Source organism: Hyphomonas sp. (assembly GCF_041398465.1).
Classification (GTDB): domain Bacteria; phylum Pseudomonadota; class Alphaproteobacteria; order Caulobacterales; family Hyphomonadaceae; genus Hyphomonas.
In genome coordinates, this window is record NZ_JAWKUS010000001.1 from 82,448 (window position 1) to 101,179 (window position 18,732).

Here is an 18,732-nt window from a genome sequence, read left to right on the forward strand (position 1 = left end):
CCCTCATAGGGGCTGTTCGAAGCCGGATCAAACAGGTTTGATAGACCATGGTGAAAACAATTGAAGGCTCCCTAGGGGCACCCTCGACCCCGAGCATCGACCCGGCCGAGGTGGAAAAATTTTCCTCCATCGCTGCGGAATGGTGGGACCCGAAGGGCAAATTTCGCCCTTTGCACCGGTTTAACCCCGTCCGTTTGCGCTTCATCCGGGAGACCGCCGAGCGGCATTTCGGGATCGAACCGGGCAAGGTTAAGCCCTTGGAAGGATTGAGATTACTGGACATTGGCTGCGGCGGCGGCCTCGCCTGTGAGCCCATGGCGCGGCTTGGCGCGGCGGTCACCGGCGTCGATGCCTCCGAAGCCAATATCAAGACCGCGCTGACGCATGCGCAGGAAGAAGGCCTAACCATCGATTACCGGGCCGGCACCGCCGAAGGCCTGATCGATGCCGGCGAGCCGCTTTTTGATGTCGTTCTGAACCTCGAAGTGGTCGAACATGTCGCAGACCCGGTCCAGTTCCTGAAGGACACGGCCAGCCTCGTGAAGCCCGGCGGGCTGATGATCGTGGCGACGCTCAACAAGACGGCCAAGGCACTGGCGACCGCCGTGGTCGGCGCTGAATACGTGCTCGGCTGGTTGCCGCGCGGCACGCATGACTGGTCGAAATTCCTGCCGCCGGAAACCGTGCACGATGCCCTCGCTGAAGCGGGTCTGGAACCCGAGCCGCCCATGGGCGTTTCCTACGCGCCGCTGACCGGGGCCTGGAAGATCACCACCGACACCTCGGTCAATTACATGATTGTTGCCCCCAGACCTTGAAGGCAGACCCGGACAAATGAGCGAACTTCCCACACCGCAGGACGTCATCGACTACTGGATCGGAGAGGCAACCGCCTCACCGGACGCGGCGGGGGAAAAGCACAAACTCTGGTTCGGCAAATCAAAAGAGACGGACGCGGAGATCCGCGATCGCTTCGGCGAGCTGCTGGAGACACTGTCGGACCTGCCCTCCGCGCAGGACTGGGCCTCGCGCGGCCCGCGTGAGCGTCTTGCCGCAATCATCGTGCTCGACCAGTTCAGCCGGAACCTTTACCGCGACGATGCCCGCGCCTTCGAGCAGGACGAGTTGGCCCTCCTCCTCTGCAAGGATGGGCTGGTCCTGCGTCAGGACAAATCCATGTCCGAAGTCGAGCGGATCTTCTTCTACCTGCCGCTCGAACATTCCGAAGCGCCTGAAGATCAGGACCGTTCGGTCGCTGTCTTCACCGACCTTCTGGTCGAGTCCCGCGAAGGCTTTCGCAGCCTGATCGAAAGCACGCTGCAATATGCCAAGGACCACAAGAAGGTAATCGACGAGTTCGGCCGCTTCCCGCACCGGAACAACGCGCTCGGCCGGGACTCGACGGACGAGGAAAAGGAATGGCTGGCCGAAGGTGGCGGCTTCTAGTCCATCACTTCCGGCCCGCGCGGATCGAGCGACTTGCTGATCTCCTGCTGCATCGCCCGCGTCAGCGGATAACGGGACGACACAAGGCCCGCCAGGATGTAGAGAACCGCCGGCAAGACGCAGAACACCAGCAGCAGGCCCTGGATTGCTTCCGGCGAATTCTCCTTCCCCGGATGGAAGCCCGCGATCTGGCCGAGAATGAAATAACCAACCCCGAAGGCGATACTGTTGCCGACCTTGTAGGCGCTCGTCACCAGCGAGTAATAAATGCCCGACCGGTTTTCACCCGTCTGCGCCGCCTGCCACTCCACGACATCCGCCGTCATGGAACGGGTCAGCACGATGGGGGCACTGAAAGCTGCCCCATTGAAAATGGCGCCGAACAGCAGCGGCCAGAAGCCGCCGATCTGCCCGACAATGTAGTAGATGACATAGCTGGTGACGGAGGTCAGAACGGCGATCCGGAAAGCAACGCTCTTCTCTGTCTTCGCCGCAAGCTTCAGCCAGAACGGAAGCGCCAGAACGGCCAGCAGGAAGAAGAACATGAGGATGAGGCTCGACATGCCGTCCGACAGGCCGAACACGAATTCCGCGACGAACAAATAGTTCGCCGCCGTCACGGCAATGGCGGTGCCGGTGAGCAGTTCCAGCAGAAGAATTCTGCCAAGATACTTGTTGCGAAGCGCCGCAATGAAGGGCTTCAGCCGGAAGCGCTGCGCCTCCCCCCGGTCGCCCCGCACCGGATCGTCACGCACGAAGGTGCAGGACAGGAAGGCCGCGAGCGGCAGGGAGAACAACAGGACCCATCCCATAATCGCCACTTGCCCGAACCGGTCGATCCCGGTGCCCGCAAGGCCAAGCACTGCCGGAATGGCGAGCAGAAATAGCATTGATAGTGTGCTGATGATCTCTGCCCACTGGAACAGGCGCGACCGGTCGTCATAGTCCACCGCAATCGCCGGCACCCAGGCCGAACGCGCGGTCTGCAATAGCGTAAAGCCGATATAGAAGAGCAGCATCCAGCCGACGAAATAAACCGGCCCATCGCCCCTGTGCGGCATGTAGACGAAATAGGTCGCGAGCCCGAGGATCGGCACCGACAGCACAACCCAGTGCCGCACGCGGCCCCACGGGCTGCGATAGCGGTCGACCAGATACCCCATCACCGGATCGGTGAAGATGTCCCAGAAGCGGAGCAGCATGAATAGGAGGCCGGTCAGCTCCAGGCCAAGACCGACTTCCCGCGCATAGAGCGGCGCAAGATAGACCCCGACCGGCAAGCCGACACCGGCGAGCGGGATACTCAGTGATGAAAAAGCAAGGACCCTTGGCAGGGACAGGCGCTTGGCCGGAGCGTCAGTCATGCACGCATGATTGCCGTGAAAATCGTGACGGGCAAGTCATTTTTTTGCTGCACTGCGCCTTGACGAACCATGGGGGAGCCGCAACCGTCCCTCCAAAATGGACGGGAGGGCATGGAAGTGTTCAGAAAAATATTGATGGGGCTGGCGGGCCTGATCGCGCTGGTCATCGCCGTCGTGCTCTACCGCACCTTCACTTATGGCGGCGCCCCTGTCGGCGACCGGGTGGAGCTGCCAGAAGTTCCGGCCATATCGGCAGACACAGCTGCAGAGCATCTGTCCGAAGCCATTCGTTTCAAGACCATCACGCTGACCGGCGGCGATCCGCGCCCCGGACAGGAAGGCCCGTGGCTGGAACTGCATGACTGGCTGGACGCCACCTATCCGGCCGCCACCGCTGCGATGACCAAGGAAATCGTGCCGGACACGCTCACCCTGCTCTACACCTGGCAGGGCTCCGACCCCTCGCTCCAGCCTCTGTTGCTGATGGCCCACCAGGACGTGGTGCCGGTAAACATCGGCACCGAGGGTGACTGGACCGGCGCACCGTTCAAGGGCGACATCATCGATGGCTATATCTATGGCCGCGGCGCCCTCGACGATAAAAGCAACCTGATCGGTATCATGGAAGCGGTCGAAGCCCTCGCTGCCTCGGGCTTCCAGCCAAAGCGCACGGTCATTCTCCAGTTCGGCCATGACGAGGAAGTGCTCGGCTCTGGCGCCGAAAAAGGTATCGCCCTGCTGAAATCCCGCGGCATCGAACCGGTGATGGCCGTCGACGAAGGCTTCGCCATTCTCGACCCCTCGCCGCTGACCGGCGCGAAGATGGGCATGATCGGCGTCTCCGAAAAAGGCTATGTCACGCTGCAGGTCACCTCGGTCGGCACGGGCGGCCACTCGTCGATGCCACCGCGCGACTCTGCGAACGTGCAGCTCGGCAAGGCCATCGTCGCGCTGGATGAAAACCAGATGCCGGCGGACTTCTCGAAGCCGCCGGTCTCCGACCTGCTGCTCGCGTCTGCCGGCGACATGCCCTTCATGCAGAAGATGGCGCTCGCCAATATGTGGCTGTTCGGCGGCATGGTGGAGAAATCCTTCTCCGCGACGCCTGCCGGAAATGCGATGGTGCGCACCACGACCGCCCCGACCATGCTGGGCGGATCGGCCAAGGAAAATGTGCTGCCGCAGCGCTCCACCGCCGTGGTCAATTTTCGTGTCCACCCGAACGACACGGTCGCCGACGTGGTCGACCATGTGAAAGAGGTCACGAAGGACATCGAAGGCATCCAGGTCGGCATGCCGGAAGAAGGCAGCGGTGAAGCGTCTCCCGTTTCTCCGACAGACGGCCGGCCTTATGCCGTGCTGGCAAGTGTCGCCGAAGCGGCGGGCTATGGCGCCCCGGTGGCCCCGGCGCTGGTGATCGGCGCAACGGATGGCCGCTACGCCACCGCGATCACACCGCGCGTCTACCGCTTCTCGCCAGCCGTCATCACGCCGGTGGACCTGACCGGTTTCCACGGCACGAACGAGCGGATGTCGGTTGAGAATATGGGCCGTATCTCGAACGGTTTCGCGCAGATCATCGTCGCGATGGACCAGGGCGACTGATCACCTTCCGCAGGCGGAACAACAGCGGCCGGTCCTCTCCCAGAGAGACCGGCCGCTGCGTCCCCCTACTCCGCAGGGACAGCAGGTGCAGCCTGTCGATAGGCTGACGCGTCGGTCGTGAACTCGGCATGGCCGTAGCGCACGAGCAACCGGCGGAGTTTGGCGACGAGGTGGCGATCCACGAGCCCGCGCAGACCCGGCACCTTCAGTGCCGCGCTGTAGACCGCCATTTTCGTCGCAATCATCGGGAACAGGATGGCGGCCACCGCATAATCCAGCGGACCCACCGGCACGCCGATATCGCGCGCCATCTGGCTGTTCCCACCCAGGAAGCTCTTGACGAGGACGAGCCGCGCGAGGCGGCGTTCCAGGGCATTGTGGATCTGGTTGCCGAGAGATTTGGTCGGCGGCAGATAGGTTGCGAGCGTCGCCCGCACCAGCGCCCCGCAGGTCTCGTCATCGAACCCGGCGCGGATCGAACCGCTGCGCGCATTCATGATATCGATGATGCCCTGCGGCGTATCCATCAAAAGATCTTCCGGCAGGCCGAGAAGAACGCAGCGATAGCGGCTGAACTCCACGCGGGCGCGTTCTTCCGGGGTGAATTCCGTGCGCCCCTCTTCCACCATCTTGAACGCCAGCAGGAACACATCGATCAGGCCGGCCGGCATCTGGTCCACCTGCGGGATCGGAATTCCGTAGACGGACTGGTCCCAACCCTTCACGCGGCGCAGCACGTTGAAACGCACCATCGAGTGCATCAGGCGCACCATGGCGGCAGCCTTGAAGCCTTCACCGCGCGGCTCCAGCGCCCCCGGCAGGGTCGTGATGGTGAAGAAGGTCGCCGTCTCGTTGACGCGCCGCGATGCCGTCGAATGGCTGAGCGTGCCGGTCAGCGCCATGGGCAGCGCTGTGTACTTGTTCAGGAAGGTCGCGAGGAACGCCCCCCGGATCATCCAGGGCGAGGTTTCCGCCATCGGCAGGCGGTTCAACCGTGCACCTTCGCGGACGAGGTCCATGTCCAGCCAGTCCGGCTTGGTTTCCATTTCGGCGATCAGGGCAACAAGTTCCGGCGGCGCGTCCGGCACCGCATCGATGCCTTCAGCGCAGGCCGTGGTCAGCATGTCGACCAGCCGCTTGAAGCCGTATTCCGGCATCAGCGCCGCATAGGCATCTGCCGTGATGTCGCCCAGCATCGTATAGGCCTTCACCCGCTCCACCATATCGGCGGGCGGCGGGGGAAATTTCTTCGCATAGTCCTTCATGGAACTGACAGCGAGGTCGTCGGTGTAGCGCTCCGGGACCATCGAAAAATCGATATCTCCATACATGACCGGCAAGGCCGTTTTCTGAAGCGAAATGCGCTTGTGCACATCTTCGAGTGATGCGGTCATTCGGATCTCCGGTTGCGTTTCTGACGCTGCTCCCTCAATAATGTAAGAAATCCTCAGGTTTTCTATTCGCATCTGAAATCGCGAATTTCGCCAATCACCAGGCCAGTCTAAATGGTTGAAATAAATAGAAGAAATCCAAAGCAGGCCCGCGCCCGCGCCACGGTCGACGCGATTTTGGAAGCAGCCTTTCAGGTTTTGGATTCGGACGGATATGCCAAATTCACGACCAGCCGGATTGCCAAACGAGCCGGTGTCTCCATTGGCACGCTCTACCAGTATTTCGACGATCGCGACGCCATTCTGGTGGAACTGAGCCGGCGTTACAGCGATGCCCTGCGGGAGAAGATCACGCAGTTGCTGCTCGACGAGCCGAACATGAGCACCGTGCGCCTGATCATCCGCGCTGCCATGCAGGGTGTTCAGGGCTCACCTGAAACGCAGCTCATCCTGTCGAATGTCGTCTTCCAGTCCCAGGGCGGCAAGGAAGTCAGCCGCCAGCATTTCACCTTCATGGAATCCTTCGGCCAGCGGGAGGAATTCGGCTTCGGCCTCGGCAAGGAAGCGTCCTTCATCCTGACGCACACCGTGATCTATCTGCTTCGCGCGACGATCGCCGAACCGGAACTGGAACTCGATCCGAAAATCCTCGAAGACGAACTCGTCCACCTGATGGAAAGCTACATCGCCAACCTCGCCGAACGCGCTGGCTATGTGGACGGTCAGCCGCCGTTGAAGTGACCGTGGATGCGCTCGGCCAGCGCTTCGTTCACGCCGTCCACTTCCATCAGGTCCGCCACCTTCGCGCGGGACACGCCCTTCGCCGATCCGAAATGGTGCAGCAGCGCCTTCTTGCGCGCCGGGCCAATGCCTTCGATCTCGTCCAGCGGTGACTTGCCGATCGCGGCGGAGCGTTTCTGCCGGTGCGCGCCGATGGCCCAGCGGTGCGCTTCATCGCGCAGGCGCTGGAGGTAGTAAAGCACAGGGGCATTTTCGGGCAGCTTGAAGGGCGCCCTGCCCGGCCGGAAGAACTGTTCCCGGCCCGCATTCCGGTCCACGCCCTTTGCGATGGAGACCAGCGTCACATCATCCGCAGTCAGATCGTTTTCCTTGAGCGCCTCGATTACGGCGTTCAGCTGGCCGAGGCCGCCATCGATCAGGACGAGGTCCGGCCAGTTGGACGGATCACCCTCCTCCCGTTCCTTCTTGGCGCGATTGAAACGGCGGCGCATGACTTCGCGCATCATGCCGTAATCGTCGCCGGGCTCCAGGCTCGCATCCTTGATGTTGAACTTGCGATAGGCGTTCTTGGTGAAGCCTTCCGGCCCCGCGACAACCATGCCGCCGACGGCATTCGTGCCCTGGATGTGGGAGTTGTCGTAGATCTCGATCCGCTCCGGCGGTTTCTCCAGTTCGAACACTTTCGCGACCTCGTTCAGAAGGCGCGCCTGGCTGGCGGTTTCGGACAGCTTCCGCGTCACCGCTTCGCTGGCATTGCGCGCGGCCTGCGCGACGAGGTCCTTCTTGCTGCCGCGTTCGGGTTTGCGGATCTCGACCTTGCGGCTGGCCTTGAGGCTCAGCGCTTCGGCGATCAGGTCGGCCTGTTCCGGCATGTCGGAAACGAGGATCAGCCGCGGCGGCGGGCGCTTGTCATAGAACTGCACCAGGAAGGCCGAGAGCACTTCCTCCGCCGTCTGATCACGTTCATGGCGCGGATAGTGCGCCGTCGCACCCCAGTTCTGGCCGGCCCGGATGAAGAACACCTGCACACAGGAGACCCCGCCCTCCATCGCGATTGCAAAGATGTCGGCTTCCTCGATATCGTCCGGGTTCACATCCTGGCTGCCGCGCACATGGGCGATGGCACGGATCCGGTCGCGCAGGGCGGCAGCGCGTTCGAAGTCCATAGCCTCGGCGGCCTCTTCCATTTCCCTGGCCAGCCGCTTCTGGAGGTCCGCCCCCTTCCCGCGCAGGAAGTCCGCCGCTTCGTCTGCCAGTTCCTGGTATTCCGTGATGGAAATCAGCCCCACACATGGCGCGGCGCAGCGCTTGATCTGGTGCAACATGCAAGGCCGCGTGCGGGCATTGTAGACACTGTCCTCGCAGGTGCGCAGCAGGAAGGCCTTCTGCAGCGTGTCCAGCGTGCGCATCACCGCGCCTGCGCTGGCGAAGGGCCCGAAATAGTCGCCCTGGTCCTGTTTGGACCCGCGATACTTCTTGATCTGCGGGGCCTCATGATCGCGCCGGATCAGGATGTAGGGAAAGGATTTGTCGTCCCGCAGCAGCACGTTGAAGCGCGGCTTCAGGCTCTTGATGAGGCTCGCCTCCAGCAGCAGGGCCTCGGTCTCGCTTTCGGTGACAACGAATTCCATCCGCCGGGTCAGCGCGATCATCCGCGCGATCCGCTGGGTATGGCCGCCAAGCCGGGCATAGTTCGAGACCCGCGCCTTCAGGTTCCGCGCCTTGCCCACATACAGCACTTCATCGGCGTCCCCGTACATGCGGTAGACGCCCGGCTTTGCCGGCAGGCGTGTCAGATTGTCCTTGATGACGTCGACACCCCGCAAGGGGGCCGCGCCCGGCGATTCAGTCTCCATGTCCCCAAAATAGGCGACCCGGCGCCTTTATGCGAGCTTTAGAGGAAGCTGCGGATCATCTCTTCGTTGACGAAGTGGCGCGGATCGAACGGACCGTCGATCAGCATGCCCGCTACAAAGCTGAACACGACGACCAGGGTGAAGGATCCGGCAAAGCTCCGGCTCGTGCCGGGGTCTGCCGCGCGCGTCGCGGATTTCGAAATAACCAGGCAGAACAGCAGCAGGATGAAGCCGCAAAGCCCCATCAGCCTTTCCATGTCGGAAAGCCGCTCGAACCAGATCTGGAAATCCCTGATCGTGTTCTCGACCGCGAGTCCGAATTCTCTTTCGACCGTCTCGTATGTGTTCGGTATCGATACCAGTATCATTGTCTTCTCTCCTCCCCTGCCATGGGAAAAAGAAAGCCCCTCCAACAAGCGCGCACCTTCGCATGATTTGCTTAACTTTGGTGCCGCTGCACCCATGAAATCGTGCAGGGCGTGGTCATACTGGATTAACCATGCCCTGGCCCGAAATGACGCGGCTGCAGGGCTTGCCGCCGTCCGCCCCGAAGCGTATTGCGAGCACGGCCCGGCGCTCCTGCCCGGCTGCACATCCTGGGAACACCTCAAGGACCTATCATGGCTGCTGATCTCCGCCTGTCGGACGCGCTGGACCGCGTCAAACCTTCCGCCACCATTGCCGTCACCACCAAGGCGGCTGAACTGAAACGCGCCGGCCATGACGTGATCGGCCTCGGCGCGGGCGAACCGGATTTCGACACGCCGGAGAACATCAAGGCAGCCGGCATTCGCGCCATCCAGGAAGGCAAGACCAAGTACACGCCTGCCGACGGCTTGCCAGAACTGAAGGAAGCCATCTGCGGCAAGTTCAAGCGCGAAAACGGCCTGACCTACACGCCCGCGCAGATCCATGTCGCGCCCGGCGGCAAGCCGGTGATCTACAACGCACTGGTCGCAACGCTGAACCCCGGCGACGAAGTCATCTGCCCGGCGCCCTACTGGGTGTCCTATCCGGAAATGGTTCTGATGGCTGGCGGCGAGCCGGTGAAGGTCGAGTGTGGCCCGAACTCCAGCTACAAGCTGACACCGGAAGCCCTCGAAGCGGCGATCACACCGAACACCAAATGGCTGATCCTGAACTCGCCGTCCAACCCGACCGGTGCGGCCTACACCCGCGACGAGCTGAAGGCCCTCGCCGACGTGCTGCTGAAGCATCCGCAGGTCTGGGTCATGACCGACGACATGTACGAGCACCTCGTCTATGACGACTTCGAATTCACCACGATCGCCCAGGTCGAGCCGGCCCTGTGGGACCGCACGCTGACGATCAATGGCGTCTCCAAGGCGTACGCGATGACCGGCTGGCGCATCGGCTATGCAGGCGGCCCGGACAAGCTGATCAAGGCCATGGGCAAGGTGATCAGCCAGACGACCTCGAACCCCTGCTCGATCAGCCAGTATGCCGCCATAGAGGCCCTGAACGGCCCGCAGGATTTCCTGCCCACCCGCAAGGCCGCCTACCAGGCACGCCGCGACATGGTGGTCGAGGGCCTGAACAAGGCGCCCGGTCTGCACTGCCCCACCCCTGAAGGTGCTTTCTATGTCTATCCGTCCTGCGCGGGCGTGCTCGGCAAGACGGCCCCGTCCGGCAAGGTGATCGAGACGGATGAGGACTTCGCTTCCGAACTGCTGGAAACCGAAAAGGTCGCCGTTGTGTTCGGTGCCGCCTTCGGCCTCTCCCCGGCCTTCCGCGTTTCGTACGCCACGTCGGACGAGGCACTGAAGGAAGCTCTGGTGCGGATCCAGCGCTTCTGCGAAGCCCTGAAATAGATTTTTCCTATACCTCACCTCCGACCATTCGATTGGCCGCACCAGCGGCCAATCCCCATATTTTGGGGGTAATTAGAAGGAGAGATTTTCATGCCGATCGACATTGGACTGACCGAAGAACAACGCGCCCAATCCGTTGAGGCTCTGAAAAAGCTGCTGGGCGAGACCTATGCGCTCTATGCCAAGACCCATGGCTACCACTGGAACGTAACCGGCCCGCGCTTCAATGAGCTGCACGCCATGTTCATGACCCAGTATACTGAGCTCTGGGCCGCCCTCGACGAGATCGCCGAACGCATCCGCGCGCTCGATCATTTCGCCCCGGGCTCGCCCGGTGAAATGACGGACCTCGCCACCATCAAGCCGGACAATGGCATCCCGGACGCCAGCGACATGGTGGCAAACCTCTCCAAGGGGCACGAGGCCGTCAGCCGCGCCGCCAAGGAAGGCCTGAAAGTCGCTGAGAAAAACGGCGACGCCGTTTCGGCCGACCTGTTCACCCAGCGTGCCCAGATCGCCGAGAAAACAGCCTGGATGCTGCGCGCCAGCATCTGAGGCACCGGCCCCAAAAACAAACCGCTTGCGCGGCGGCCAAAACGTCATAACCGTTTCGCTCTTCTGATGGGCTGAGAACGGGAGATCTGGCGGATGGTCGCTGCGCTTGCGGTTTATATCGTTCTGCAATTTGCCATCGCCATCTGGGCCAGCCGGTTCGTCAATTCCGAAGCCGATTACTTTGTCGCCGGGCGCCGCTTCGGCGTGCTGATGGTTGGCGTCTCCGTCTTCGCCACATGGTTCGGCGCGGAGACGGTGATGGGCGCCTCAGGTGCCATCGCGGAGGAAGGCCTCGCGGGCGGGCGTGCCGACCCGTTCGGCTATACGCTCTGCCTGATCGGCATGGCGCTCTTCCTCGCCTACAAGCTGCGTGAATCCGGTGTGATGACCTTCCCGGACTATATGCAGCTGCGTTTCGGGCAGAAGGCAGAGATCACTGCTGCCGTGCTGACCATTCCCACCTCGATCATCTGGGCCTCGGCCCAGCTTCTGGCCATGGGCCAGATCCTGTCCGAGACGGCAGGCATCGACCTCGGCTTTGCCCTCTTCGCAGGCGCCGTCATCATCATCGCCTACACGACGATTGGCGGCCTGCTGGGCGATGCGATGACCGACATGGTGCAGGGCGCCGTCATGATGACCGGGCTCGTCATCCTGCTCATCACCGTGCTGGCGACCGGGGACTTCTCCTTCTCCCATATCGGGCCGGAACAGCTGCAATGGCGCCTGACCGAGGAAGACGGGACGAAGGAAAGCTGGCTCTCCACAATCGACGCCTGGATGATTCCCATCGTCGGCTCACTGGTGGCGCAGGAGGCGATCTCCCGTTTCCTTGGCGCGAAGTCCGCCAGCGTCGCCCGCATGGGCTGCTACCTCGCCTCAGGCCTCTACCTCGTGCTGGGCGCGATCCCGCTGGTCATCGGCCTGCTCGGCCACGCCGCGGGCTTCGAGGCCGAAAGCACCGACAGCTACCTGCCGGAACTGGCGCGGCAATATCTCTCCCCGCTCATGTACACCGTTCTGATGGGGGCGCTTGTCTCGGCCATCCTGTCGACGGTGGACACGACGCTGCTCGCCGTCTCCGCGATTGCCAGCCGGAACCTGATCGAGCGGGTCGCGCGCAACCTGCCGGAGCCGCGCAAGCTGCTCTTCGGCCGCTCGCTGACCTTGCTCGCCGGCCTCCTCGCCTATGCCATCGCGGCCTCGGGCGAGACCATCAAGGGCCTTGTCGAAATCGCCTCTTCCTTCGGCTCGGCCGGGATTGCCGTCGCCCTGCTGATCGGACTGCATTCCAAATTCGGACGCGAAATGGCCGCCCTCGGCGCCATGGTGGCCGGAGCCCTGGCGAGCTTCTTCGGCGAAGGCATGCCAGCCTGGTTTGTCAGCCTCTACGACGAAACAGCCGCGGACAACATGCCCGGCTGGACGCAGGGCTATGAAGGGTCCTACCTGTTTGCCGTATTGGCCGCTCTGGCGGTCTATCTGGTGATCGGCGGGCTGGAATCCCGCGGCCTGATTGGCGAACCAAAAAAAGCCCGGCTGCGATTGACGCGCCGGGCTTATGAGTATCGGGTCCCGAAGGGGGGAGGAAACGCCCAATCGGAGGAATGATTGGGTAATGCCCGGGACCCTTGGCATAACGTCTAGATAGTGCCTTTTCGCAGGTGCACAACCGTCACTGCGTCAGATCACTCATGCAATTATGCATAATTAACAAGCGTTCATTTAGACCTGCCGCATGGCTGAGCGGCGTAGCTGTTCTGTTTCAGCTGTTACGAAGTCGCGGAATGCGGCCACGCGCTTGGAGCGCCGTAAATCGCTTGGGTAGATAAAGTAAAGATCGAAGATCGGGCCGACATTTTCCGGCAAAACCTTCACCAGCCGCGGCATGGTGGACGCCATATAGTCCGGCACGTCCGCAATTCCGAGCCCGGCATCGACGGCGCGCAACATGGCAAAGACATTGTTCACCTTCAGCGTGGCCGGGCGCGGCGGGGCATCATCGCGGCCCACACGGCAGGCGAAGCTCATCTCCTGCAGGGGCGAGCTTTCATCGCCATAGGCGATGATGCGGTGATTATCGAGATCCTGCGGCGTGCGCGGCATGCCGGCCGTCTTCAGGTATTCCGGCGAAGCGTAGAGGTTCGTCGCCACCGTGCCGAGCTTGCGCTGGATCAGGTCAGCCTTGTCGGCGGCCCAGAGGCGGATGGCGCATTCGGCCTCCAGCTTCAACAGGTCATATTCCCTGTCCTCAAGCCGCAGGTCGAGGTGCAGGTCGGGATGCTTCTTCACAAAGCCGCCTAGGCGCGGCACCAGCCAGGTGGACCCGAAAGCCACCGGCGCCGAGACGATCAGTTCGCCCTGCGGGGTCTCCTGCTGGTCGCGCAGCGCCGTGTTCGCGGATTGTGCGGCCTGCGCCATCTCCATCGTGGAGCGGAACAGTGTGTGGCCGGCATCGGTCAGCACGAGGCCACGGGCATGGCGCTGGAACAGCGACACGCCCAGCACTTCCTCCAGCGCCGCGATCTGGCGCGAGACGGCCGATTGCGAAATGCCCAGCCGGTCACCGGCGGAGGTCAGGCTGCCGGCTTCCGCCGCAGCGTGGAAAGATCTTAGCTTACCCCAGTCCATCAATGACTTCTGACCGTTTCTTCTGCCTGCGGCAAGGGCCTAGCCCGCATCCTTGAGCGCGGCTTCCTTGACTGCCGCAACTTCCGGCGAAGCGGCGATGCGCTGCACTTCATCCAGCAGGATGTCGAGATCGGCGCGGGCGGTGCGGTGATTGGTGATGTTCACGCGGATGGCGAGGCGCCCTTTCAGGCGCGTGGTCGACGGCGCGGCGCTCCCCTGCTCCTGCAGCTGGATGACGATCTCGTCATTCATCGCGTCCAGCACGGCATCGGAGAGGCCAGGCTCTGTATAACGGAAGCAGCAGATGTTCAGCGCGACGGGTGCCAGCAATTCGAGGCCCGGCGTCTTCTGCACCTGCTCGCCGAGATATGAGGCCTGATAGCAGTTGCGTTCGATCATGCGGCCAAGGCGGTCCGTGCCGAACTCCGCGATCTGCGCCCACACCTTCAGGGCACGGAATCCACGAGACAGTTCCGGGCCATATTCGACAGGCCACGGATTACCACCCGCAAGGCCGCGCGCCTTGGCGGTCAGGTAATCCGGCCGGTCTGTGAAGGCGGCGCGGTGCAGCTTCTCGTCGCGGATCAGCGCAAAGCCCGCATCGTAATTGACGTGCAGCCATTTGTGGAAGTCGAAGGCGAGCGAATCCGCGCGCTTCACGCCGGTCAGGCGCTCTTTCACCCGGTCGCTCAGTACACCGAGCGACCCGAAGGCGCCATCGATGTGGAACCACATGTCTACTTCGGCGGCGAGGTCGGCCAGCTCTTCCAGCGGGTCGATCGCGCCGACATTCACCGTGCCCGCCGTGCCGATCAGGATGAAGGGCGTGAGGCCCGCTTCCCGGTCTGCGGCGATGGCAGCTTTGAGCGCGTCCATGTCAATTTCAAAGCGGTCATTCGCCGGGATCTTGCGCAGCGCGTCCGTGCCGAGGCCCAGGAGGTCAAACGCCCGCGCCACGCAGGAGTGCGTCTCGGTCGAGGTGTAGCCGACAAGGCCATGTCCGCAGATGCCTTCCTTGCGGCTGTGGAAGTTCAGCCGCGCATCCCGCGCCACCTTCACCGCGATGATTGTCGCGATGGATGTGCCGGAAACAACGATGCCGCTCGCGGTCTCCGGAAACTCGAACAGTTCCCGGCACCAGGCGACGACCTGTTTCTCGACATAGATCGCGCCATGATCGCGCCCGCCGACATTGGCGTTCATCGCGCTGGCGGCGATCTCGGCCAGAATGTTCGCCGGCGTTCCCGAGCCATGCACCCAGCCGAAGAAGCGCGGATTGGTGTTGCCCGCCCCGTAAGGCAGCAGCGCCTCCATCCGGCCCATCACGTCCGGCACGCCCCAGCCCTCGCGGGGCAGCGGCGCCTTCAGCGTATCCTTGATCTCGCCCGGCAGCTCGGTCCACACGCGGCCTTGTCTGGCATCCTGCAGCCGGTCGATGGCGGCATCCAGCATGTGACGTGCCTGCGCGCGGAATTCGTCCCAGTTTTCCGGGTCGAGCGATTCCTGCGGTGTCGGCTCTTCAATGGGCTTATCGGTCATGCGCGCGTAATCACCCGCTTTTGGGCGTTTTGCAAAGCACCGGATGTCACATGTGAGTCAATATTTCCTATTGGCTCGCCCATAAAATCCGCGCGATCCACGCGATTTCACTGGGTTTGAACTCACGCACGGGATAGGCCGGATTCAGCGATGCCAGCGCGATGGTACGGCTGCTTTTCCGCTCCAGAACCTTGGCCATCACCTCGCCGCCCGTGGTTTTCGCGACGACGCGGTCACCCTTTTTCACCTCTGCCCCGGGGGCAACGATGATGCGGTCCCCCGCGCGATAGGCGGGCTCCATGGAATCTCCACTAATCTGGAGGGCGTAGACGGTTTCCAGCCCGAGGCCCGGGAAGCGTACCTCTTCCCAGCCCTGCCCCGCGGGAAAGCCGGCATCGTCGAAATAGCCGTCCTGCCCGGCCTGCGCGAAGCCGATCAGCGGCGCCGTCGCGCCCCGGCGGCCATCGATCAGCGCGGCGAAATCGTCAAAGCCGGAACCGACCGCGTCCAGCACGCGGGCGAGGCTCTCGGTGCTCGGCCAGCGCGGGCGGCCATCGGCGCCTTCGCGTTTCGACGGATTGAAGGCCGTCGGGTCCAGCCCCGCCCGGCGCGCAAGGCCCGAAGGGGTCAACCCATGATGAGCCGCCAACTGGTCAATCCCCCGCCAGATATCCTTGTGCCGCATAAGGCCACACTCCGCCATTTTCGCGGGTGCCAGCGCTATAGGATTATTTGCCTACGGTCAAGCGAGGGAGGAATATTGTCCTATAAAAACACAGTCAGAAATCGAGCGTATTTCTATGTTAGTACGAAATACAAATCACGGTACACTAGTTTCAAATTACAGACGATATCCAATGGACAAGCTGCAATACCATGATGTTTGAATCTTTAGATGAATTTGTGAACCTTGGGATTGATCTCAGATATGTGCGAGAAAGGTTTTTCGACATAGAAAACGAAAATGAGATTTCGGACACACTCAAAGAGCATATTGCCGGAGTAATTGATGACGCAATTAGGCTTGCCGGCTCTCTTAAACTCGACACTCTACAAACATTTCTAGCTTATACAAAAGTCGATCCGCCAGAAACTTATGACGCGTACGATGTTGTGGTACGGAACATTCTTGCTACTTTCGAAAATGAAGTAGTACTCATTATTCCTGCGGACAGAAAGCCATTCTTCGATGGAGCCAACCCCTTCTGGTCGGACATTCAGGAGTCATTTCCTGAATTGAGGCAGGACATGCTCAACGCAGCCCGATCAATAGGCTTGGGACTTCCTGCCGGATGCGTATTTTACCTTATGCGCGTAATGGAATCCGCAGTTGCTCAACTCGCGAAGTCGCTGGGGATTGAAAACGTCGAAAAGGAATGGGGCAAAATACTCGCAGATATCGACGTAAAAATAAAAGACATGCCGCGAGGCGAAGATCGGAAAAAATGGAACGAACTTCGATCAAACTTGTGGCATGTCAAAGAATGCTGGCGAAACGATACCATGCATCCAAGACGAAGCTACACCCAGGAACAAGGTGCGGATATCTACAAAGCTGTTCGGACTTTTCTAAAGCAAATGAGCACCTTTCTCAAAACTGAGGAAAATGACTAGAAGGCAACTCTACAACTTCCACTGCGCCCCGCGCGGCACGTCGCCGAGCAGGCTCCCGCCAGACAGAACGAACACTTTCCCTTCGCCCAGCGCAAAGGCCGTCAGGCCTTCCGGGAAGACTTTACCGAACGCGTCGTCGAGCACGTTGAGGCCGCCAGTGAAGGCGCCCATGGCGGGCATCACCAGGCGGGCGCCGTCGCTGGCGAAGCAGCGGCGGCGAACATTCCGTCCACGGCCTTTCACTTTGGCGACAGGGTGAAGGTGCCCGGCGACCTCGCCTGCCTCCCCTTCCGGCTCGTGCCGGAAGACGAGGGGGCCGATCCGCACACTCTTCTCCGCCCGGCCGCCCAGATGGGCCGGCGGGTCCGGGTCGTGGTTGCCTTCCACCCAGATCCAGTCATGCGCGGAGGTCAGCGCGCGGATGCGTTCGGCATAAGGCTCCGGCAGGCGCAGCTCGGCGGCGCGGTCATGGAAACTGTCGCCGAGGGAGATGATCGTCTGCGGCATCAGCTGCGCGGCCAGCCGCTCGACGACGGCGAGCGTCGCGCCCGTGTCATAGGGCGGCAGCATCTGGCCGCGGCTCGCATAGGAACTGCCCTTCTCAAGGTGCAGGTCGGAGACGACCAGCAGGCGCTGGCCCGGCCACCAGAGGCCGCCCTCCGGCAGTGGCACGAGCAGCTCGCCCGCAAGATGCAGGAAGGTCTCTTCACGCCGGTTTGCGAGGGCTGCGGTCATGCGGGAACTCTGGACCGGCTCGCAAAACCGGTCAAATGCCGAATGCGGCACCATTGGGCGAGCCTGTTTCCAAAGGAATTTTCCTTCGAATTCATGCGGATTTAAGCATGACCGGCCAGAATGGGCCGTGAATTGGCAAGGGAGGCCGGTCCGATCCTGACCGCTGGCAACACATTCCCCGCCCCGGACAGGGGCCGCGCCCGCCCCGGCGCCCCCGCAGCACTGACCCGCGGGTTTTCGCTGTACCTGGATGCCATCCGCTTCCTCGCCGCGCTCGTCGTGGTCGCCTCCCATGCGGGCCATGAGCGGTTCAGCAAAGGCTTCTTCTTCGACCTCCGCCAGCTGGACATCGCCAGCGATGCGGTGATCGTTTTCTTCGTGCTGTCAGGTTTCGTCATCGCCTACACCACGCTGGTCAACCGGCGCGGCGCGCAGGCCTTTGCCGAAGCGCGGCTGGCGCGGCTCTATTCCGTGGTCATTCCGGCGCTGGCCGTCACCTTCGTGCTGGATACGGCAGGCACGCTGATCTACCCCGAAACCTATCAGGCCTGGTGGTATGATGGCACCGGGCGCGTGGGGCAGTATCTGCGGGCGTTTTTCTTCAGCACCCAGATCATGCCGGAGAACACCCGCCCGGGCACGAACACGCCGTTCTGGTCAGTCTCCTATGAGGCCTGGTATTATCTCGCTTTCGGCATTGCCGTTTTCGCCCGGGGGCGGATGCGCGCCCTGCTCCTGGCCGCCGTGGCCATCGCGGCGGGCCCCAGAATCCTGCTGCTCGCCCCTGCCTGGCTGCTGGGCGTCGGCTTGTTCCTTCACCTGCAAAATGGCGGGGCCAAGCGCATCTCCCGCCTCATGGCCCTGATTTTCACGGCCGCCCCGCTCTGTCTCTACATCCTGATGATGGCGGCGCAGATACCGGCGCGGCTGACGTTCATCATGGTTCATCTGGGCGTGCCGATCGATGCGCTCGGCTTCTCCGACCGGTTCATCTGGGAGAACCTGCTGGGCCTGCTGATCGCGATACACTTCCTTGGCATCTATTGCCTGTCGGGCGAGGCGCGCTGGATCCCGGCGCGGATCGGGAACGCCGTCCGCTGGTGCGCCGGGGCGACCTTCTCGATCTATTTGTTCCACTTCCCCATTCTCAGCTTCCTGCATGCGCTGCCGGGCTATGATCCGGGCAACACGCTGCACGTTCAGATGCTGTTCGCGGCGACGCTGCTCGCCTGCTTCGCGCTGGCAGAAATCTCAGAGCGGCGGCTGGATGTCTGGAAGCGGATGGTCAACGCGATCTTGCAGCGGTTCACCGCCCGGCCGGCAGCCGAGGTGCCCGGCACCTGAAGTTCGGCAGCAGCGCGCCGTCTCTACATGGTGTTTATACGGTGTGTACACGGTGTTTTACACGGTCCCGGAGGCCAAT

At 62.2% G+C, this 18,732-nt stretch carries 17 protein-coding genes; 9 read left to right on the forward strand and 8 right to left on the reverse strand.

The annotated features are described in order from the left end of the window. Positions 1–47 precede the first annotated feature (47 nt). Together ubiG and R3C98_RS00405 are read left to right on the forward strand one after the other, a co-directional pair. Positions 48–818 carry a bifunctional 2-polyprenyl-6-hydroxyphenol methylase/3-demethylubiquinol 3-O-methyltransferase UbiG gene (gene ubiG, locus R3C98_RS00400; RefSeq protein WP_371312125.1) on the forward strand — a complete coding sequence of 257 codons (771 nt, stop codon included), beginning with the start codon at positions 48–50 and terminating at the stop codon, positions 816–818. A gap of 16 nt (positions 819–834) precedes the next feature. After that, positions 835–1,446 carry a DUF924 family protein gene (locus tag R3C98_RS00405; RefSeq protein ID WP_371312126.1) on the forward strand — a complete coding sequence of 204 codons (612 nt, stop codon included), beginning with the start codon at positions 835–837 and terminating at the stop codon, positions 1,444–1,446. On the opposite strand, the gene R3C98_RS00410 is transcribed toward R3C98_RS00405, so the two are convergent. Beyond that, a complete protein-coding gene (locus tag R3C98_RS00410) occupies positions 1,443–2,810 on the reverse strand; it encodes an MFS transporter (protein ID WP_371312127.1) in 1,368 nt (455 codons plus the stop codon). The two genes, R3C98_RS00405 and R3C98_RS00410, sit on opposite strands and share 4 nt — an antisense overlap. 111 nt (positions 2,811–2,921) lie before the next feature. On the opposite strand from R3C98_RS00410, the gene R3C98_RS00415 reads away from it, so the two are divergent. Continuing rightward, positions 2,922–4,415 carry a M20 family peptidase gene (locus R3C98_RS00415; RefSeq protein ID WP_371312128.1) on the forward strand — a complete coding sequence of 498 codons (1,494 nt, stop codon included), beginning with the start codon at positions 2,922–2,924 and terminating at the stop codon, positions 4,413–4,415. A 65-nt stretch (positions 4,416–4,480) separates the two neighbouring features. Here the strand turns inward: R3C98_RS00415 and R3C98_RS00420 are convergent, their stop codons facing one another. Next, positions 4,481–5,809 carry an oxygenase MpaB family protein gene (locus R3C98_RS00420; protein ID WP_371312129.1) on the reverse strand — a complete coding sequence of 443 codons (1,329 nt, stop codon included), beginning with the start codon at positions 5,807–5,809 and terminating at the stop codon, positions 4,481–4,483. Between the two features lie 111 nt (positions 5,810–5,920). Here R3C98_RS00420 and R3C98_RS00425 point away from each other — a divergent pair, with 111 nt between their 5' ends. After that, entirely contained in the window at positions 5,921–6,547 is a 627-nt protein-coding gene (locus R3C98_RS00425; RefSeq protein ID WP_371312130.1) for a TetR/AcrR family transcriptional regulator, read from the forward strand. On the opposite strand, the gene uvrC is transcribed toward R3C98_RS00425, so the two are convergent. Together uvrC and R3C98_RS00435 are read right to left on the reverse strand one after the other, a co-directional pair. Next, a complete protein-coding gene (gene uvrC, locus R3C98_RS00430; RefSeq protein ID WP_371312132.1) occupies positions 6,529–8,403 on the reverse strand; it encodes an excinuclease ABC subunit UvrC in 1,875 nt (624 codons plus the stop codon). The two genes, R3C98_RS00425 and uvrC, sit on opposite strands and share 19 nt — an antisense overlap. A gap of 38 nt (positions 8,404–8,441) precedes the next feature. Continuing rightward, the gene (locus tag R3C98_RS00435; RefSeq protein ID WP_371312133.1) at positions 8,442–8,771 is read right to left on the reverse strand and encodes a hypothetical protein; all 330 of its coding nucleotides are present in this window, start codon (positions 8,769–8,771) and stop codon (positions 8,442–8,444) included. Positions 8,772–9,023: 252 nt separating this feature from the next. Between R3C98_RS00435 and R3C98_RS00440 the strand changes: the two genes are divergently transcribed. From R3C98_RS00440 to R3C98_RS00450, 3 genes are all read left to right on the forward strand, one after another. Beyond that, positions 9,024–10,235, forward strand: a complete 1,212-nt coding sequence (locus tag R3C98_RS00440) for a pyridoxal phosphate-dependent aminotransferase (RefSeq protein ID WP_371312134.1) — start codon at positions 9,024–9,026, stop codon at positions 10,233–10,235. A gap of 90 nt (positions 10,236–10,325) precedes the next feature. Then, positions 10,326–10,790, forward strand: a complete 465-nt coding sequence (locus R3C98_RS00445) for a Dps family protein (RefSeq protein WP_371312135.1) — start codon at positions 10,326–10,328, stop codon at positions 10,788–10,790. Between the two features lie 93 nt (positions 10,791–10,883). Beyond that, positions 10,884–12,401 (forward strand): sodium:solute symporter family protein, encoded by a 1,518-nt coding sequence (locus tag R3C98_RS00450; RefSeq protein ID WP_371312137.1) that lies wholly within the window; start codon positions 10,884–10,886, stop codon positions 12,399–12,401. 114 nt (positions 12,402–12,515) lie between these two features. On the opposite strand, the gene R3C98_RS00455 is transcribed toward R3C98_RS00450, so the two are convergent. From R3C98_RS00455 to R3C98_RS00465, 3 genes are all read right to left on the reverse strand, one after another. Further along, positions 12,516–13,421, reverse strand: coding sequence for a LysR family transcriptional regulator (locus R3C98_RS00455; RefSeq protein WP_371312138.1), 906 nt, complete (start codon positions 13,419–13,421; stop codon positions 12,516–12,518). A 39-nt stretch (positions 13,422–13,460) separates the two neighbouring features. After that, positions 13,461–14,960: an aspartate aminotransferase family protein gene (locus tag R3C98_RS00460; protein WP_371312139.1), complete on the reverse strand. Its 1,500-nt coding sequence runs from the start codon at positions 14,958–14,960 to the stop codon at positions 13,461–13,463. Positions 14,961–15,027: 67 nt separating this feature from the next. Continuing rightward, complete coding sequence (locus R3C98_RS00465) at positions 15,028–15,645, reverse strand: helix-turn-helix transcriptional regulator (RefSeq protein ID WP_371312141.1); 618 nt, start codon at positions 15,643–15,645, stop codon at positions 15,028–15,030. A 191-nt stretch (positions 15,646–15,836) separates the two neighbouring features. Here R3C98_RS00465 and R3C98_RS00470 point away from each other — a divergent pair, with 191 nt between their 5' ends. Beyond that, complete coding sequence (locus R3C98_RS00470) at positions 15,837–16,574, forward strand: hypothetical protein (protein WP_371312142.1); 738 nt, start codon at positions 15,837–15,839, stop codon at positions 16,572–16,574. A gap of 9 nt (positions 16,575–16,583) precedes the next feature. Here R3C98_RS00470 and pdeM read toward each other — a convergent pair whose 3' ends face one another. Continuing rightward, positions 16,584–17,309 carry a ligase-associated DNA damage response endonuclease PdeM gene (pdeM, locus tag R3C98_RS00475; RefSeq protein ID WP_371312143.1) on the reverse strand — a complete coding sequence of 242 codons (726 nt, stop codon included), beginning with the start codon at positions 17,307–17,309 and terminating at the stop codon, positions 16,584–16,586. 120 nt (positions 17,310–17,429) lie between these two features. On the opposite strand from pdeM, the gene R3C98_RS00480 reads away from it, so the two are divergent. Next, positions 17,430–18,653 carry an acyltransferase family protein gene (locus R3C98_RS00480; RefSeq protein WP_371312144.1) on the forward strand — a complete coding sequence of 408 codons (1,224 nt, stop codon included), beginning with the start codon at positions 17,430–17,432 and terminating at the stop codon, positions 18,651–18,653. The last annotated feature ends 79 nt before the right edge of the window (positions 18,654–18,732 follow it).

Excerpts from the sequence above, each read along its gene's own strand:
- R3C98_RS00420 (WP_371312129.1), bottom strand. The coding sequence starts at position 5,809 with ATGACCGCATCACTCGAAGATGTGCACAAGCGCATTTCGCTTCAGAAA.
- R3C98_RS00425 (WP_371312130.1), top strand. The coding sequence starts at position 5,921 with ATGGTTGAAATAAATAGAAGAAATCCAAAGCAGGCCCGCGCCCGCGCC.
- R3C98_RS00455 (WP_371312138.1), bottom strand. The coding sequence starts at position 13,421 with ATGGACTGGGGTAAGCTAAGATCTTTCCACGCTGCGGCGGAAGCCGGC.
- R3C98_RS00480 (WP_371312144.1), top strand. The coding sequence starts at position 17,430 with ATGGGCCGTGAATTGGCAAGGGAGGCCGGTCCGATCCTGACCGCTGGC.
- ubiG (WP_371312125.1), top strand. The coding sequence starts at position 48 with ATGGTGAAAACAATTGAAGGCTCCCTAGGGGCACCCTCGACCCCGAGC.
- uvrC (WP_371312132.1), bottom strand. The coding sequence starts at position 8,403 with ATGGAGACTGAATCGCCGGGCGCGGCCCCCTTGCGGGGTGTCGACGTC.
- R3C98_RS00440 (WP_371312134.1), top strand. The coding sequence starts at position 9,024 with ATGGCTGCTGATCTCCGCCTGTCGGACGCGCTGGACCGCGTCAAACCT.
- R3C98_RS00435 (WP_371312133.1), bottom strand. The coding sequence starts at position 8,771 with ATGATACTGGTATCGATACCGAACACATACGAGACGGTCGAAAGAGAA.
- R3C98_RS00405 (WP_371312126.1), top strand. The coding sequence starts at position 835 with ATGAGCGAACTTCCCACACCGCAGGACGTCATCGACTACTGGATCGGA.
- R3C98_RS00410 (WP_371312127.1), bottom strand. The coding sequence starts at position 2,810 with ATGACTGACGCTCCGGCCAAGCGCCTGTCCCTGCCAAGGGTCCTTGCT.
- pdeM (WP_371312143.1), bottom strand. The coding sequence starts at position 17,309 with ATGACCGCAGCCCTCGCAAACCGGCGTGAAGAGACCTTCCTGCATCTT.
- R3C98_RS00445 (WP_371312135.1), top strand. The coding sequence starts at position 10,326 with ATGCCGATCGACATTGGACTGACCGAAGAACAACGCGCCCAATCCGTT.
- R3C98_RS00460 (WP_371312139.1), bottom strand. The coding sequence starts at position 14,960 with ATGACCGATAAGCCCATTGAAGAGCCGACACCGCAGGAATCGCTCGAC.
- R3C98_RS00450 (WP_371312137.1), top strand. The coding sequence starts at position 10,884 with ATGGTCGCTGCGCTTGCGGTTTATATCGTTCTGCAATTTGCCATCGCC.
- R3C98_RS00470 (WP_371312142.1), top strand. The coding sequence starts at position 15,837 with ATGATGTTTGAATCTTTAGATGAATTTGTGAACCTTGGGATTGATCTC.
- R3C98_RS00465 (WP_371312141.1), bottom strand. The coding sequence starts at position 15,645 with ATGCGGCACAAGGATATCTGGCGGGGGATTGACCAGTTGGCGGCTCAT.
- R3C98_RS00415 (WP_371312128.1), top strand. The coding sequence starts at position 2,922 with ATGGAAGTGTTCAGAAAAATATTGATGGGGCTGGCGGGCCTGATCGCG.